Here is a 15,778-nt window from a genome sequence, read left to right as displayed (position 1 = left end):
AAAGCTGGCCACGGTCTCGCATGTCGGCCTGATGGCGGTTTACCGGCAGGCGTACATTTGCACTCCATGCTTGATGGCATAGTGACACTTATCGATAATCGCGTTCTTCCATGACACGCAAGGATCCGCCGTGAACAAGCTTTACCTGGTCGCCCCGTTTGTGTTGCTGTTGCAAGGCTGCGGTGTGACGATGGCCCGTTACGAAGCCAACTACCAGAACGTCCAGCAGTTGAAGCAGAACGCGCCCCTGCAAGCCGTGCGCGAAGCGCAGGTGCAGGCTGACGCCGGGCAAGGCTCGCTGATGGTGCGCCTGAACCCGATTTCCTCACCAGCCGGCAACATTCCGCTGCACATTCAAACAGCCATCAACGATGAACTTCGCCATGCGGGCCTGCTCGATCCCGAGGCTGATCGACAGCTGCACGTACAACTGGTGAAAAGTCAGCTCAACTCTGGCGTGGCCAACGGGCATGGCGAACTGGCAGCGCGTTTCACCCTGCGCCAAGGCGACCAGGTGCTTTACGAATCGACCAAGGACGTGACACGCGACTGGGGCAGCAGCTTCTTCGGGCCGATCGCGATCCCGACAGCGGCCAACAACTACAACCCGATGCTGCAGGCCTTGCTCAAGTCGCTGTACAGCGACCCGCAATTCGTACAGGCCTTGAAGTAAACAAAACAAGAGCCGCAATTGCGGCTCTTGCTTTTTTTGGCTCAGGCACGTGGAAGGCGGGTTTCGCCAGCCGAATATTTCAGGCGGTTGTTTTCCACCCAGTGCTTCAGCAATGCATTGACCTGGCGATTGAAGGTGTCGGTGACGGCCGCTTTCGGCGTATTGCCGGCCAGCGGCAGGAACCAGATGCCCATCCAGGTATTGATCGCGTCGTGATTCTGGTTCTTGGTCAGCGGTGTGCCCTGCTCATCCAGGGTCTCCAGGCTCATTGTGTACTGGTCGGTGGCCATGGCGGGAATGACGGTCAAGGTCAGGCCACTGATGAAGGCCAGCGCCATCTGTCCGCCACTCGGCGCATGGTTGTAGACCTTCAGGCGCAAGCTGTAATCGCCTGGCTGCTTTTCGAATTCATCGAAGGTAACGCGACCGAACAAGCCCGACTCGTTGAAAGCGCGCTTGAGTTCCGGCTTGAGCATGTCCCGGGCTTGCGGCATTTCACTGGCCTTGGAACCTTCGGGGTCACCCTGGAAGAAGTCGAAGTCCACGTAGACATTGGGTTTGTTGACATAGCTTGCCATCGACGGCAGGTCGACGGGTGCCACCTCGTCCTTGGTGAAACTGGCGCAACCACCGAGGCTCAGGGCGAGGGCCAGGCCCATGACTTTTGCAAATTGCATTTCGACTTCCTTGAAAATTACAGGGCACCCTTCGAGCGAAAGGCGGCCTGCATTCTAAGGAACTTTCATTGATATCAAAAGGCCTTCATTGGAAGGGGCAACGGTCCGCGGCTTGTCGGGCTGATGGCGGTTTACAAGCGGGAGTACATCTGTACTCCGCCCGTATTTCGCCTGATGAGGCTCAGATCTGCGCCTGGCCACCGTCCACGAACAGCTCGGCGCCGTTGACGAAGCTGGCATCATCGCTGGCCAGGAACACCGCAGCATTGGCGATTTCGACCGGTTCCCCTACGCGGCCCAGCGGCACCTGCGCTGCGAGGTAATCGAGCAGGCCCTGCTGTTGCGCGGCATCCGGCCCGGCGAGGTCGACCAACCCTGGCGTGCGCGTTGCGCCCGGGCTGAGGGTGTTGACCCTGACCGCGCGATCCTTCAGGTCAAGAATCCAGCTACGGGCAAAGGCGCGAACGGCCGCCTTGGAAGCCGAATACACGCTGAATGCCGCCGTGCCGGAGCTGCCTGCCGTGGAGCCGGTCAGGATGATCGACGCGTTCTGCGCCAGCAGCGGCAAGGCCTTTTGCACGGTGAACAGGACACCCTTCACGTTGCGGTCGAAGGTATCGTCGTAGTGAGCCTCGGTGATGTCACCCAACGGCAGCATGGAACCCCCGCCAGCGTTGGCGAACAGCACGTCCAGGCGCCCCTTTTCCTGAGCGATGCGGGCGTAGAGTGCGTCCAGTTGCTCCAGCCGGGTGGAGTCGACCGCAATGCCGGTGGCATTGCCCACCTGCGCCACAGCCTTGTCCAGTTCCGCCTGGCGACGCCCGGTGATGTAGACATGGGCGCCCTCCTCGGCAAAGCGTTTTGCCGTGGCCAGGCCGATGCCGGTGGTGCCGCCAGTGACCAGTGCGATCTTGCCTTCGAGTTTCTTGCTCATGGTGTTTCTCCCGTTGAGGTGGTGAGTGGCTGTGGGGAGAAGCGTATCGACCTGCAGGTCTTTTCAAAATAGAATCATTTGAAAGCCATCATTGCAGAAATGAAATGTCAAGAATCCCGGATTTCGAAGGCCTGGCGATGTTCGCCAAAGTGGCCGAAGAAGGCTCCTACGCCGCCGCCTCACGCGCCATGGGCGTTTCGGTACCCACCGTATCGCGTGCGGTAGCGCGCCTCGAAGAACGGCTGGGTGCGCGCCTGTTCAACCGCACCTCGCGCCAGCTCTCACTGACGGAATTCGGCCAGCGCATGGTCGAGCAAGCCAGCGCGCTGTATCGCCAGGCTGAAGAAATGGAAAGTGCGGCCCAGGAGCTGTCGTTGCAGCCACGCGGGCTGGTGCGCCTGGCAGTGCCGATGTCCTTCGGCTTGCGTTGGGTTGCGCCGCTGCTGCCCGAACTGCTGGCACACTACCCTGAACTGGAAATCGACCTGCATCTGTCCGATTCAACCGTCGACCTGGTCGCCGATGGCTTCGATGCCGCCTTGCGCATCGCCGCCCTGCCCGACTCGTCGCTGGTGGCGCGGCGTATCTGTCCGGTCAGCCAGTACCTGGTGGCCGCGCCGTCCTACCTTGCTCGCCACGGTCAGCTCACGCACCCGCGCGAACTGGCTGGCCATGCCTGCATGAGCTACGCCTATCGCGCCCGCAGCCAGGTGTGGCGCTTCAACCACGGCAACGGCAGCGAGCAGGACGTGACGCCCCATGGGCCTCTGCGGGTGACCAATGCGGATGCCCTGATCGCGCCCCTGCTGGCAGGCATGGCGATTGCCGAGCTACCGGAATTCATGGCCGCCGAGTACCTGGCCGACGGCCGCCTCGTACACCTTCTGCCCGAATGGCGAATGACCCAGGGAGGGCTGTACTTCGTAACCCCGTCCGCGCGCACCCGGCCACGCAAGGTCCAGGCCCTGGCCGAGTTTTTCGTCGAGCGGTTGTCGAACCCGCAGTGGCAATTGCAGCCGTCGACAATATCACCGGCGTGAATGCCAAAGGCCTGGTGGGCTGACTCAGCGCACCACGGCCAGCAGGCTCGCCGCGTCGCTGACCTCGAACTTGCCAGGCGCCTCCACCGCAATGTGCTTGACCACGCCATCGTCAACCACCATGGCATAGCGCTGCGAACGCCGCCCCAGGCCACGGGCCGAGAGGTCCTGGATCAGCCCCAGCGCGTCGCTGAACTCGCCATTGCCGTCGCCGATCATCTTCACCGCGTCGCCTACCTGCAGGCTGTTGCCCCAGGCGTTCATGACGAAGGCGTCATTCACCGAAACGCAGAGAATCTCGTCAACACCGGCCGCGAACAGGTCCGGCGCCGCGGCGATGTAACCGGGTACGTGGCGCTCGGAACAGGTGGGCGTGAAGGCGCCGGGCAAACCGAAGATCACCACCTTCTTCTGCTTGCAGCGCTCACGCACCGGGAACGCATTCGGTCCGATCGGGCAGGCGCCCTCGCTGTTGTTGTATTCGTACAGGGTGATGTCTGGCAGTTGCTCGCCGGGCTTGATCATCGTTGTCTCCTGGATACGTGAATGGTCGAGCTGCCATGATGCCGCAATCCACCCGGCCGGGTACACGGTGCACCTGGCGTGTACCTGCTTGTATCACCCGCGCAGCTGATACCAGGTGGTCTTCAACTGCGAGTACTTGTCGAACGAATGCAGCGACAGGTCGCGGCCGAACCCGGACTGTTTGCCACCACCAAACGGCACGGTCACGTCCAGTGCATCGACGGTGTTCACCGAGACCGTACCGGCCTTGAGCGCACGGGCAACCCGGTGCGCCCGGTTCAGGTCATCGCTCCACACCGACGCCGCCAAGCCGTAGAGGCTGTCATTGGCCAGGCCGATCGCCTCTTCCTCGGTATCGAACGCACTGACCGCCAGCACCGGGCCGAACACCTCGTCCCGGGCCAGGCTCATGCGGTGGTCGACTCCGGCGAAGATGGTCGGCTCGATAAAGTTGTCCGAGGTCCCGATGGTCAGGCGTTGCCCGCCGCAGACCAGCCGTGCACCTTGCTCATGGGCCTGGCCGATGGCCCGTGCGATGCGCATGGTCTGCTCGGCGTCGACGATGGCACCCGCACGGCTGGCCGGGTCCAGCGGGTTGCCTGGCTGCCACTGGCGGGCCTTGGCCTGCAGGCGTTCGATGAACGCGTCATGGATCGAGCGCTGTACATAAAGCCGCGAGTTGGCCGAGCACACCTCGCCCTGGTTGAAGAAGATGCCAAAGGCAGCCTTCTCGGCTGCCAGGTCCAGGTCCTGGCAGTCGGCGAACACCAGGTTCGGGCTCTTGCCGCCACACTCCAGCCACACCTGCTTGAGGTTGGACTGGGCCGAGTACTGCATGAAGTACTTGCCGACCTGGGTAGACCCGGTGAACACCAGGCAATCGACGTCCGGGTGCAGGCCCAGCGCACGCCCTGCCGTTTCGCCAAGGCCCGGGACCACGTTGAGCACGCCTTCCGGCAGGCCGGCCTCCAGCGCCAGCTCGGCCAGGCGCAAAGCCGAGAATGGCGATTGCTCGGCGGGCTTGAGCACTACACTGTTGCCGGCTGCCAGCGCCGGGGCGAGTTTCCAGGCGGCCATGTCGAGCGGGAAGTTCCACGGCACCACTGCGGCTACCACACCCAGTGCTTCGCGGGTGATCGTGGCCAGGGCATTGGCGGCAGTCGGTGCGACCTGGTCGTAGAGCTTGTCGAGCGCCTCGCCGTACCAGGCGAAGACATGGGCCGAACCGGGGACGTCGATGTTGTACGCATCCATGACCGGCTTGCCCATGTTCAGCGAGTCCAGCAGCGCCAGTTCCTCGCGATGGGCCATGATCAGCTCGGCCAGGCGCAGCAGTACCTTCTTGCGCTCGACGGGCGCCATGCGCGGCCAAGGCCCTTGTTCGAACGCCTTGCGCGCCGTGCTGACGGCGAGGTCGACGTCGGCCTGGTCACAGGCAGCGACACGGGCGAGCAGCTGGTTGGTTGCGGGGTTGATGGCGTCGAACGTTGCACCGTTGGCTGCATCCAGCTGGCGAGCGCCGATCAAGGCCTTGTCTCGCAAGCCCAGGCCTGCCGCGCGCTGTTGCCAGTATCCGAGATCGTACATACACACTCCTGACGACCGTCCCTGCGGTCCGATTGTTATGGGTCTGGCCAACATTCTTGGCCCAGCCACAGGCCCGGCGAAACCAGCTTTTTGCTGCCCCTTGCAGAGGAAAATGCTCGCCAGCGACGGGCGCCAGGGTTTGCGCGACTGGCGCGCAAAGCTCCCCCCAAAGGGTGATTTCGAGGCCTCCCCGAGTGTGGGAGCATTCGAGCCGCGCCATTCCAAGCGCCATCCCGGCCCACCCCAACGCCCTCACCAGTAGCGAGCCCGCTCGCCTACTGCAGCTTCCTGCATCCCATTTCAGGAGTCAGCCATGCATACAACAACAACTACAGCCCAGCCCCATCACCATCAGCCTACGTCAGCCAGCAACCCTTCAGGCCGTTTCAGAACGTCCATGGGCATGACCGCGCTGGTCCTGTTCGGCCTCGCCTACATGGTCCCGCTTGCCGTCTTCACCACCTACGGGCTGGTCACCCAGATGACCAAGGGCCACCTGCCCATCGCCTACATCCTCACCCTCGCCGCCATGCTGCTGACGGCCTACAGTTACGGGCGCATGGTCCAGGCCCATCCCTACTCCGGTTCGGTCTACACCTACACACGCAAGGCCTTCGGCAGCCACTTCGGCTTTATCGCCGGCTGGACCTTGCTGCTCGACTACATCTTCCTGCCGCTGCTCAGCTACCTGTTGATCGGCATCTACATGTCCGAGTACTTCCCGGCCATCCATGCCTGGGTGTGGGTGGCCGGGTCGATCGCGCTGGTGACCTTTCTCAACCTGATCGGCATCGAGTCGATCACCCGGGTCAACTGGGTGCTGGTGGTGGCCCAGCTGGTGTTCATCGTGGTGTTCGTCGCCCTGTCGATTCGCCACATGGACAGCCAGGCCGCGCCAGTGTCGCTGCTGGCGCCGTTCCACCATGAAGGTTTCAGCGTGCCACTGATCATGACCGGCGCGGCGGTGCTGTGCCTGTCGTTCCTCGGCTTCGATGCGGTGTCGACCATGGCCGAGGAAACCAGCAACCCGACCCGGCGCATCCCGCAGGCGATCATGGCGGTGTCGCTGATCGGTGGCCTGCTGTTCCTGGTGGTGTCGTACTGCGCGCAGATGGTGTTCCCCGACTGGGCCAGCTTCGCCGACCCGGATTCGGCGTCGGTAGACGTGATGCGCCGGGTCGGCGGCGAATACCTGGTGACGGCCTTCACCGCGACCTATGTGGCCGGCTGCTTCGCCTCGGCGATGGTGTCCCAGGCCAGCGTGTCACGGGTGCTGTTCGCCATGGGCCGTGATGGCGCGCTGCCGCGGATGTTTGGCCAGCTGGTGACCAAGAAACGCGTGCCGGCGATGGCGATCATGCTGGTCAGCCTGCTGTCGCTGGTGGCGCTGTTCATCACCTTGGATACCGTGGCCAACATGATCAGCTTCGGCGCCCTGTTCGCCTTTTCGGCGGTGAACCTGGCAGTGGTCAAACACTACCTGGTCGACCAGCAGTTGCGAGGGATGCGCAACTGCCTGCTGTACGGGGCGATTCCGGCACTCGGCTTCCTTGGCACGATCTGGCTGTGGACCAGCCTGTCGAGCATGTCCTTCACCATTGGCTTGAGCTGGATGGGCGTGGGGTTCCTGTGCCTGCTCGGGCTGACCAAGGCATTTCGGGTGAAGTTGCCCGAGTTGCAGATGGCTGAATGACAGGGTGCATGCCTGGAGTTCTTCAGCGCCTGTAAGATCGAGCGCCGCGCGGGCGGCGCTCGATCTTACAAGCGCAACAAGGCTATCGACCTACCCCATTGCGCTCAACCAATCTCCTGAATGATATGATCCCTCATTAAACGTTTCAGCATGTTTCATAAGGGACCGCAATGTCTGTTCAGGAATTACCGCCGCTCGCCACGACCAAGGGCAACGTCGGCAAGATGGAAGCTGCCATGGCGCTAGGCAGCTTCGCCATCGGCACCGGCGAATTCGCCATCATGGGCCTGATGCCCGATATCGCCAGCCACTTGCAACTGAGCGAGCCACAAGTTGGCCATGCCATCAGCGCCTACGCGCTGGGTGTGGTGGTCGGCGCCCCGACCCTGGCCATCCTCGGTGCCAAGCTGCTGCGCAAGCACATGCTGCTGTGGCTGATGGCGCTTTATGCCATCGGCAACCTGGCCACCGCCTTTGCCCCGTCATTCACCAGCATGGTGGCCTTCCGCTTCATCAGCGGCCTGCCCCATGGCGCCTACTTCGGCATCGCCGCCGTGGTGGCGTCGAGCATGGTGCCGAGCAACCAGCGCGCCGGCGCCGTGGCACGGGTGATGATGGGCCTGACCCTGGCGATGCTGTTGGGCAACCCGGTGGCAACCTTCCTCGGCCAGTTGTTCGGCTGGCGTTCGGCGTTCGTTTTGGTCGGTACCATCGCCCTGTGCACCATTGCCCTGGTCTGGCGATACGTGCCGCAACCCGACGATGAGCCCCGCAGCGACCCGCGCAAGGAACTGCAAGCCTTTACCCTGCCGCAGGTATGGATGGCCTTGGGCATTGCTGCGATCGGCTTTGCCGGCATGTTCTGCGTATTCAGTTATCTGGCACCGACCATGCTGCAGGTTACCCAGGTAGCGCCGCAATGGATCCCCTTCGGCCTGGCCGCGTTCGGCGCTGGCGGCATCATCGGTAACATTGCCGGCGGCAAGCTGTTCGACCGCCTGCAGTTCCGCGCCGTGGGCATCGTGCTGGTGTGGTCGGCGGCGGTGCTGCTGTTCTTCAGCTTCGCCGCCCAGGCGCTGTGGTCGGTGCTGTTGGGAATCGGCCTGGTCGGCACCATGATCGCCCTGGCCGCGCCACTGCAGATCCGCCTGATGGACATCGCCCATGAAGCGCCAAGCCTGGCGGCCGCTTCCAACCATGCCGCCTTCAACCTGGCCAACGCCCTGGGCCCCTGGCTGGGCGGCATGGCCATCAGCGCCGGCCTGGGCTGGACCAGCACCGGTTACATCGGTGCTGCAACCGCCTTGGCGGGGTTGCTGATCTATCTGGTGGCACGCCGTATGAAGGGCGGGCACTGAGCCCCTTTACCGGCCTCTTCGCAGGCTTGCCGCGACGGGCCGGGATCAACGCTGGGTAATGCCCAGCAAGCGTTCCAGCGAGACCCTGGTCGACGGCGCCAGTTCGACTTCCTGCGCCGCACTGCCGTGCAATGCCTTGCCCACCATGTACAACGCCGTGACGCTGTGCGGCGGCAGGTAGCCTTCGTTACTCCAGGCATGCAGCTGATAGGCAAAAAACGCCGTTGCCTGGGGTTTGTTGGCCACCATGTCCTCGATGCGCGCCAATAGCGTCTCCGAGAGCTCCTCACGCTCACGAGCCTCCGGGCTTTGCGACAAAGCCTCATTCATGCGTGCTAGCAGTTCCCCCGCGCGCGGGCACATCAACTGTATCGCGCAGCTCCTCAACTGCTGTTGTGGCGTAAACGTCAGCGGCATTTTGTCTGGCACTCCCGTCATCCGAAAGAGATAGCACATAAGGGTGGGAGTGTCGTGATGTCGAAAAAGTGGCACCGCTGTGAAAATAAATTTTTGCAGTGGTCAGTGAATCGCGTGCGGCATCACGTGCTGTGCTCGCGGCTGGTTTTTTCGGGCCTGTTAACGTCTGTGCAGTGAAGCTATTTTTCACATTCATCTCACTGTTTGATAACACCCCCTGTGTCATCTTTGCATGGCGCATTCCCTGATTAATCAAGCCCCAACTTTCATTAACTTTTGTTTCATATGAAACCCGCATTTCGTTAATTGCCAGCCCCCGTCAAACCGCCTGACAATCGCCTCCGCTCCGAGCTGAACGCCAGTCCCTGCGCGCTCCAGGCACGAGCTCAAACCTCGATAACAGCCAATAAACTTTGCAGAGGAAGTTTATGAACGCGCCTGCCCCACACATTAACTTCGACCTTCACGAACATATACTGCTGACCGGTGCCACGGGGTTTCTCGGCGGTTCGGTAACGGCCCAGTTGATTGCCAATGGCCGTAGCGCCAACCTGTGTTTCCTGGTGCGCGCCGACAGCGCTGAACAAGGCCTCGAACGCCTGCGCGACAACCTGCGCCAGCATGGCGTTGCCGAGCGTGACTGCCTGGCCCTGCGTGCCGACCAGATCATATGCGGCGACTTCCTCGATACCCGCTGGCTGGCCGACGCCACACCCCGGCTGATGCAAATCGATCGGGTGATCAACTGCGCGGCGGTGGCCTCGTTCTCGAAGAACCCGAACATCTGGCCGGTCAATGTCGAAGGCACCTACGCCTTCGCCGAAGTGATGAGCCGCTCGACGCGCCTCAAGCGCTTCCTGCACGTGGGCACGGCGATGAGCTGCGGGCCGCAACGCGAATCGCCGATCAGCGAGTCCTGGGAGTTCCCGGCTGCCGAGCAGCAGTTGGTCGACTACACCGCCTCGAAGGCCGAAATCGAACGACGCATGAGCGAACAACTGCCGCAACTGCCGCTGGTGGTGGCGCGCCCGTCCATCGTGGTCGGCCACCGCACCCTCGGCTGCCAGGCTTCGGCGAGCATCTTCTGGGTGTTCCGCATGGGCTTTGCCCTGGAGAGTTTCACCTGCGAGCTTGACGAACAGATCGACGTGATCCCGGTGGACTACTGCGCCGAGGCGTTGATCGGCCTGACCCTCAAGCCACGCCTGGAGCACAACCTGTACCACATCTCTGCCGGCCACCAGGCCGCCTGCACCTTTGCCGAGATCGACCAGGCCTTTGCCCATGCCAATGGCGCGGCGCCGGTGGGCGAGCGTTACCGCAAGGTCGATGTCGATGACCTGAAGAGCCTGGCGCAGGACTTCGAAGCGCGCATCGGCCCGGCCAACCCACGCCTGGTATTGCGTGCCCTGCGCCTGTACAGCGGCTTCGCCGACCTCAACTACCTGTTCGACAACAGCCGTTTGCTTGAAGAAGGCATCGCCGTGCCACCGCGGTTTACCGATTACCTGGATGTGTGCGTGAAATCGTCCAGTGGTGTGAGCATCGCCACCCAGATGCAGTGGGATTTCAAGTAAGCCGGCACATCACGGCATGAACCCGCTCCCACAGGAGATGTGTGTTCATGCCGGGCTGCTGTGATTGACCAGGTTCGGCGGACGCTGGCCTGCCAGGGCGCTTAGCAGGTTTTCAACTGCACACCGCGCCATGGCCTCCCGCGTTTCATGGGTCGCTGAACCGATATGCGGCGTCGCCACCACATTGTCGAGCTGCAACAGCGGCGAATCGGCAGCCAACGGTTCCTGCACGAACACGTCCAGCCCTGCCCCGCCAATCCGCTTGTGCTGCAGCGCCTCGATCAACGCGGCCTCATCCACCACCCGCCCGCGGGCAATGTTCACCAGTATTGCCCCGGGCTTCATCAACCCCAGCTCGCGGGCGCCGATCAGGCCCTCGGTCGTGGCACTGAGCGGCACCGTCAGGCACACATAGTCCGCCTCGGCCAGCAACCCATCCAGGCTGCAATAACGTGCCCCATGGCGTGCCTCCACATCTGGCCTGGCGCGCGAGCTGTGGTACAGCACCCGCATGCCGAAGCCGGCCGCGCCACGCCGGGCCAATGCTTCACCAATGCGCCCCATGCCGACGATCCCCAAGGTCTTGCCGTGCACATCGGTGCCGAAGTGCGTCGGCCCCAGGCTGGCCTGCCATTTCCCCGCACGCACCCAACCGGCCAGCTCCACCACCCGCCGCGCGGTGGCCAGAAGCAGGGCGAAGCCGGTATCGGCGGTGGTTTCGGTGAGCACGTCCGGGGTGTTGGTCAGCATCACCCCGCGCCGTGTCAGGTCCGCAATGTCGTAGTTGTCGACGCCCACCGACACGCTGGCAATCACCTCCAGTTGCGGTGCCAGGTCGAGCAGTTCACTGTCCAGGCGCAAACTGGCGCCCAACAGGCCATGCGCCCCCGGCAGCGCATCACGAAGACGTGCCAGGCCATCCGCAGCGCGGGTGTCCACCCAGGTGACGTCGACCTGGTCCTCAAGTTGTGCCAGCAAGGCGTCGGACAGCTGTTTGTACAAGACGATGCGTTTCTTCATGGTTGCTTCCTATTGGCTCATGGCCAGGCGTGGGCCGCCGCGCTTGGCCCGGCCTGAGGTCTGTGAGGCTTTCAGTACGGCGGTCAGCGCCACTGCCGTCAGCAGCGCCCCCGACATGAACAAGTAGGAGGCACCCGGGCCGCCAGTAGCGCCATTCAGGTAGCCCACCAGCCAAGAGCCACCAAACGAACCCAGCGCGCCCATGCTGTTGATCAGCGCCATGGCCCCGCCGGCCACGTTACTTGGCAGAATCTCCGGCACAATGGCGAAGAACGGGCCATAGGGTGCGTACATGCAGGCACCGGCAAGCACCAGCAGCGCGTAGGACAGCCAGAAATGCTCGGTGCCCAGCGCGTAGGAGCCATAGAACGCCACGGCGGCAATCAACAGCGGTGGCCAGACGAAACGCTTGCGCTTCTGCAGTCGGTCCGAGGCCCACGATACCCCGACCATGGCCAGCACCGCCGCCATGTACGGCACCGAGGCCAACCAGCCGGCCTCGACGATATCGACATTGGCTGCCTGCTTGAGTATCGATGGCAGCCAGAGCACGAAGCCATACACACCGATGCTCCAGCAGAAGTACTGCAACGACAGCACGATCACCTGGGGCGAGCGGAATGCCTCACGGTAGTTCTTCACCGGCTTGATGCCTTGCTGTTCGGCCGCCAGGGCCTGCTGCAGGGTGGCCTTTTCCCGCTCGCTCAGCCACGACACCTGGGCCGGCCGATCATCCACCAGGCGCCACCAGATGAAGGCCCAGAGCACGGCTGGCAAGCCCTCGATGATGAACATCCAGCGCCAGTCGAAGTGCTTGATCAGGTACCCCGAGACCACCGACATCCACAGGATGGTCACCGGGTTGCCGAGCATCAGGAAGGTGTTGGCCCGCGACCGCTCGGCGCGGGTGAACCAGTGGCACAGGTACACCAGCATGGCCGGCATCACTGCCGCTTCCACCACACCGAGCAGGAAGCGGATGGCAACCAGCAGGTAGACGTTGCTGATCATCCCGGTCAGGGTCGCCAGGCCGCCCCAGAGGATCAGGCTGACGAAGATCAGTTTCTTCACGCTGCGCTTTTCGGCGTAGATCGCACCGGGCACCTGGAAGAAGAAGTACCCCAGGAAGAACAGCGCACCCAGCAGCGAGGACAGCACGGGGGTGATCTTCAGGTCGTCGGCCATGCCCGAGGCCGCGGCGAAGCCGTAGTTGGCGCGGTCAAGGTAGGCCAGGCTGTAGGTGATGAAGACGATCGGGATGATGTACCACCAGCGGCGTGGTGCGAGGCGAGTCGATTGCATGAAACGTTCTCCTGAGCTTGTTGTTTTTGTCGCAACAGGGCCGGCATGCCGGCGTTCAGCGGTTCAGGCACTTCTGCGCAGTTCGTGCGCTTGCAGTTGTTGGCGGTGTGGCAGGCCTTCCATGTCGCCACGCGATTGCACGGCGCAGCTGCCGCACCAGTTGCCGCGCGCCACCGCGTCGGCCAGCGGGCGGCCTTCGAGCAGCGCGCTGACCACGCCGACGGCGAAGGCATCGCCGGCCCCCACGGTGTCCACCACCTTGGCCACCGGCACCGGGGCAACCTGCCCTGCGCCATGGCCAGTGCGGTAATACGCACCCGCCTCGCCAAGCTTGATCACCACATGCTCCACCCCTTGGTCGAGGTAGAAGGCCGCGATGTCGGCGGGTGTGTGCTGGCCGGTCAGCAAACGGCCTTCTTCCAGGCCCGGCAGCACCCAGTGGGCTTTCACGGCCAGGGCGTTGATTTCACGAACCATGGTCGTGCGGTCAGGCCACAATGACGGGCGCAGGTTCGGGTCGAAGGACACACTGCGCCCGGCCTCGCGCATGCCGTCGACCAGGGCATGGGACAGCGCCCGGCAGCTGGCCGACAACGCGGGCGGAATGCCAGTGGCATGCAGGTGGCGGGCCTGCAGCAATGCCGGGTCGAGCAGCGCAGTGGAAAGGCGGCTGGCGGCGGAGTCGCTGCGAAAGTACTCCACCACCGGGTCGCTGCCATCATCGCAGCGGCTTTTCAGCTGAAAGCCCGTCGGGCGGCTGCCATCGACTTCAACGCGGCTGCAATCCAGGCCTTCCTGGCGCAGGCTGGCCAGCACGAAGCGCCCCAGCGAGTCATCGCCCACGCGGCTCAGCCAGCGCACGCGAAAGCCCAGCCGGGCCAGGCCGATGGCCACGTTGCTGTCGGCGCCGGCAATGCGCTTGGCAAAGCGGCCGACACTGGCCAGGTCGCCGGCCTGCTCGGCAACGAACATGGCCATGGTTTCACCGAAACACAGCACGTCATGTTCAAGCATGGCTCACCTCCTCGCCCAGCCCCAGCCTGGCCAGGTTGTGTGCCTGGGCGCGGGTCAACGCCAACAGGTCATCGCCAGCCAGCGGGTATTCGACCGCACGCACCAGCCCGGGGCTGAATTCGTCGAACAGCGCCTCCCAGGCCAACAGGTCGGCCGCCTTTGGCGGTACGGCGTGCAAGCGGCCATCGGTGCCTTGCAGCACCGCCTTGCAGTGCACGTAGCGCACCCAGCGGCCGAGCTGGCGAGCGGCCTGCAGCGCGGACTCGCCCTGCCATTGCCAGTTGCCGATGTCGAAGGTCATGCCCAGCGGCAACGCCCAACCTTGTGCGTGCTGGAAGAACCGGAGCAGCGGTTCGATACGCCCGCCTTGTGGGGTCTGGTCATTTTCCACCAGCAACACCGGGTTACCCTCGCCTAGCAGCGCCTGCAAGGCACCGACATCGCATTGCTCATGGTAATGCCCAAGCGAGACCTTCAGCGCCACGGCGCCCAGGGCCTTGGCCAGCGCCAGCTTCGCCGGCAGCTGCGGGGCTGGCTCGCCCTGCGCGTTCCACAGCTCCAGCGGCGAAGAATACAGGCACTCAAGGCCGGAGGCGGCAATCGCTGCCGCAAGCGCGGCGGTGTCGGGTGCCTCGTCGAACAACTCTTCGCGCAGTTCGATGCGACTGACGCCAGCCTTCGCCAGCAGCTCGATGAAACTCATCTGGCCACGCTGGCGCACAAGGCTCGCGCCGTAGCTGGAGAGGCTGATGGAAACGGGGTTCTCATGCATTGTTGTTGTCCTTGTGAAACCGGTTTCATTTTTGATTGCAGCCATGCGGGCAGCCTGGCTGCCCGCAGGTTATCCGTGTGCCTGAGTGGACCCTCGGGTGATCAACTGCGCCTTGAAATCGATGCGTCGCGGTGCATCGTCACTGCCGCGCAGGCGTTCGAGCAGGCACTCGAACGCGGCCACGCCAATGCGCTCGGTAGGCTGGGCCAGGGCGGTGATGCCGCTGCCGACCAGGGGGTACCAGTCCAGTTCGTCGAGGGCGATCAGGCCCACGTCGCTGAACAGCTTGCAGCCTGACTCGTGCAGGACCCGGGTAACCGCCAAGGTGGCCACGCCGTTGAAGGTAAAGATCGCCTGCGGGCCATGGCCCTTGCTGGCCAGGAAGGCAGCGAGCTTGGCCGGCAGGCCGGTATCGACCTCCAGCAGTTGCTGGCGCATCCCGTTGCGGTTGCTGATCGACGCGGTGAAGGCTTGCACCCGCTCCAGGCGCGAGCTGGTGCCATCCAGCGGTTCGGTAACCGCGAGAATGTCGCGGTAGCCTTGCGCCTGCAGGTGGTCCAGGGCCTGTTCGATGGCATCGGCATTGTCCAGGCCGACCAGGTCGACCTGCAGCTCCGGGAGTTGCCGGTCGACCAGCACCATGGGGATGTCGCGCTGCAGGTTGAGCAGTTCGCCGGGGTGGCGGCCGAGCGTGTTCACGATCAGGCCTTCGACGTTGTAGGACTGCAGGGCCGTCAGGTGATGGCGCTCCTGCTGGTCATCACGGTTGGTGTTGCACACCACCAGGCTGTAACCGTGCTGGCGGCAGGCGGTTTCCACGCCATGCATCACGGCCACGGAATAGGGATTGAGGATGTCGGCCACGAGCATGCCGATCAGACGCGTCTGGCCACGCTTGAGGCCGCGGGCCATCTGGTTGGGCCGGTAGCCCAGGCGCTCGATGACCTGTTCCAGGCGCTTGGCGGTGGCCTCAGCCAGCAGCTGGCGATCGCCGCCGATGTAGCGCGAGACCGTGGCCTTGGAAACCCCGGCCACACGTGCCACTTCGCTGATGGTCACCCGCTCGCGGGGATTGGAGGGTGAATCGGTCATTACGGGTCCCTTGTGATTGTTGTCGGTGACGGCGAATGAAACCGGTTTCAATACAGCAAAACCTTGCGCGTTCGTCAACCTCCCTTTTGTCGGGAGT

The 15,778-nt window shown here is 63.5% G+C and carries 15 protein-coding genes and 1 pseudogene; 5 read left to right on the top strand and 11 right to left on the bottom strand.

The window, feature by feature from the left end; all coding sequences use genetic code 11:
* Window positions 1-130: 130 nt before the first annotated feature.
* Complete coding sequence (locus ACQKPS_RS02735; protein WP_254479968.1) at window positions 131-673, top strand: hypothetical protein; 543 nt, start codon at window positions 131-133, stop codon at window positions 671-673.
* A gap of 41 nt (window positions 674-714) precedes the next feature.
* On the opposite strand, the gene ACQKPS_RS02730 is transcribed toward ACQKPS_RS02735, so the two are convergent.
* Both ACQKPS_RS02730 and ACQKPS_RS02725 read right to left on the bottom strand, forming a co-directional pair.
* A complete protein-coding gene (locus tag ACQKPS_RS02730) occupies window positions 715-1,350 on the bottom strand; it encodes a hypothetical protein (RefSeq protein WP_427602570.1) in 636 nt (211 codons plus the stop codon).
* Window positions 1,351-1,531: 181 nt separating this feature from the next.
* Entirely contained in the window at window positions 1,532-2,284 is a 753-nt protein-coding gene (locus tag ACQKPS_RS02725; RefSeq protein ID WP_254479970.1) for an SDR family NAD(P)-dependent oxidoreductase, read from the bottom strand.
* 104 nt (window positions 2,285-2,388) lie between these two features.
* Between ACQKPS_RS02725 and ACQKPS_RS02720 the strand changes: the two genes are divergently transcribed.
* Window positions 2,389-3,324 (top strand): LysR family transcriptional regulator, encoded by a 936-nt coding sequence (locus tag ACQKPS_RS02720; RefSeq protein ID WP_427602567.1) that lies wholly within the window; start codon window positions 2,389-2,391, stop codon window positions 3,322-3,324.
* Between the two features lie 24 nt (window positions 3,325-3,348).
* Here the strand turns inward: ACQKPS_RS02720 and ACQKPS_RS02715 are convergent, their stop codons facing one another.
* Window positions 3,349-3,849: a peroxiredoxin gene (locus ACQKPS_RS02715; RefSeq protein ID WP_254479972.1), complete on the bottom strand. Its 501-nt coding sequence runs from the start codon at window positions 3,847-3,849 to the stop codon at window positions 3,349-3,351.
* A 93-nt stretch (window positions 3,850-3,942) separates the two neighbouring features.
* Window positions 3,943-5,436, bottom strand: a complete 1,494-nt coding sequence (locus ACQKPS_RS02710; protein WP_427602565.1) for an aldehyde dehydrogenase — start codon at window positions 5,434-5,436, stop codon at window positions 3,943-3,945.
* A gap of 313 nt (window positions 5,437-5,749) precedes the next feature.
* Between ACQKPS_RS02710 and ACQKPS_RS02705 the strand changes: the two genes are divergently transcribed.
* On the top strand, window positions 5,750-7,129 hold the full coding sequence (locus ACQKPS_RS02705) for an APC family permease (RefSeq protein ID WP_427602563.1): 1,380 nt from the start codon (window positions 5,750-5,752) through the stop codon (window positions 7,127-7,129).
* 170 nt (window positions 7,130-7,299) lie between these two features.
* Window positions 7,300-8,487, top strand: a complete 1,188-nt coding sequence (locus tag ACQKPS_RS02700; protein ID WP_283724256.1) for an MFS transporter — start codon at window positions 7,300-7,302, stop codon at window positions 8,485-8,487.
* 45 nt (window positions 8,488-8,532) lie between these two features.
* Here ACQKPS_RS02700 and ACQKPS_RS02695 read toward each other — a convergent pair whose 3' ends face one another.
* Window positions 8,533-8,817 carry a hypothetical protein gene (locus tag ACQKPS_RS02695; protein ID WP_283724255.1) on the bottom strand — a complete coding sequence of 95 codons (285 nt, stop codon included), beginning with the start codon at window positions 8,815-8,817 and terminating at the stop codon, window positions 8,533-8,535.
* On the bottom strand, window positions 8,810-9,202 hold the full coding sequence (locus ACQKPS_RS02690; RefSeq protein ID WP_313201146.1) for a hypothetical protein: 393 nt from the start codon (window positions 9,200-9,202) through the stop codon (window positions 8,810-8,812). Before ACQKPS_RS02690 ends, ACQKPS_RS02695 begins: the two co-directional genes overlap by 8 nt.
* Before the next feature lie 130 nt (window positions 9,203-9,332).
* On the opposite strand from ACQKPS_RS02690, the gene cprA reads away from it, so the two are divergent.
* The gene (gene cprA / locus ACQKPS_RS02685; RefSeq protein WP_427602560.1) at window positions 9,333-10,481 is read left to right on the top strand and encodes a cationic peptide resistance protein CprA; all 1,149 of its coding nucleotides are present in this window, start codon (window positions 9,333-9,335) and stop codon (window positions 10,479-10,481) included.
* 45 nt (window positions 10,482-10,526) lie between these two features.
* Here cprA and ACQKPS_RS02680 read toward each other — a convergent pair whose 3' ends face one another.
* The 5 genes and pseudogenes from ACQKPS_RS02680 to ACQKPS_RS02660 all read right to left on the bottom strand — a co-directional run bounded on the left by ACQKPS_RS02680 (window position 10,527) and on the right by ACQKPS_RS02660 (window position 15,681).
* The gene (locus ACQKPS_RS02680; RefSeq protein WP_427602558.1) at window positions 10,527-11,501 is read right to left on the bottom strand and encodes a 2-hydroxyacid dehydrogenase; all 975 of its coding nucleotides are present in this window, start codon (window positions 11,499-11,501) and stop codon (window positions 10,527-10,529) included.
* Between the two features lie 17 nt (window positions 11,502-11,518).
* Window positions 11,519-12,803: pseudogene (locus ACQKPS_RS02675) on the bottom strand (MFS transporter).
* A 63-nt stretch (window positions 12,804-12,866) separates the two neighbouring features.
* On the bottom strand, window positions 12,867-13,817 hold the full coding sequence (locus tag ACQKPS_RS02670; RefSeq protein ID WP_254479978.1) for a sugar kinase: 951 nt from the start codon (window positions 13,815-13,817) through the stop codon (window positions 12,867-12,869).
* Window positions 13,810-14,589, bottom strand: coding sequence for an AP endonuclease (locus ACQKPS_RS02665; protein WP_427602556.1), 780 nt, complete (start codon window positions 14,587-14,589; stop codon window positions 13,810-13,812). The genes ACQKPS_RS02670 and ACQKPS_RS02665 overlap by 8 nt, the downstream gene beginning before the upstream one ends.
* A 69-nt stretch (window positions 14,590-14,658) precedes the next feature.
* The gene (locus tag ACQKPS_RS02660) at window positions 14,659-15,681 is read right to left on the bottom strand and encodes a LacI family DNA-binding transcriptional regulator (protein ID WP_427602554.1); all 1,023 of its coding nucleotides are present in this window, start codon (window positions 15,679-15,681) and stop codon (window positions 14,659-14,661) included.
* Window positions 15,682-15,778: the final 97 nt, after the last annotated feature.

It is taken from the genome of Pseudomonas sp. NPDC086566 (genome assembly GCF_050280885.1).
Classification (GTDB): domain Bacteria; phylum Pseudomonadota; class Gammaproteobacteria; order Pseudomonadales; family Pseudomonadaceae; genus Aquipseudomonas; species Aquipseudomonas vlassakiae.
This window is presented reverse-complemented; position numbering and strand designations above follow the sequence as displayed.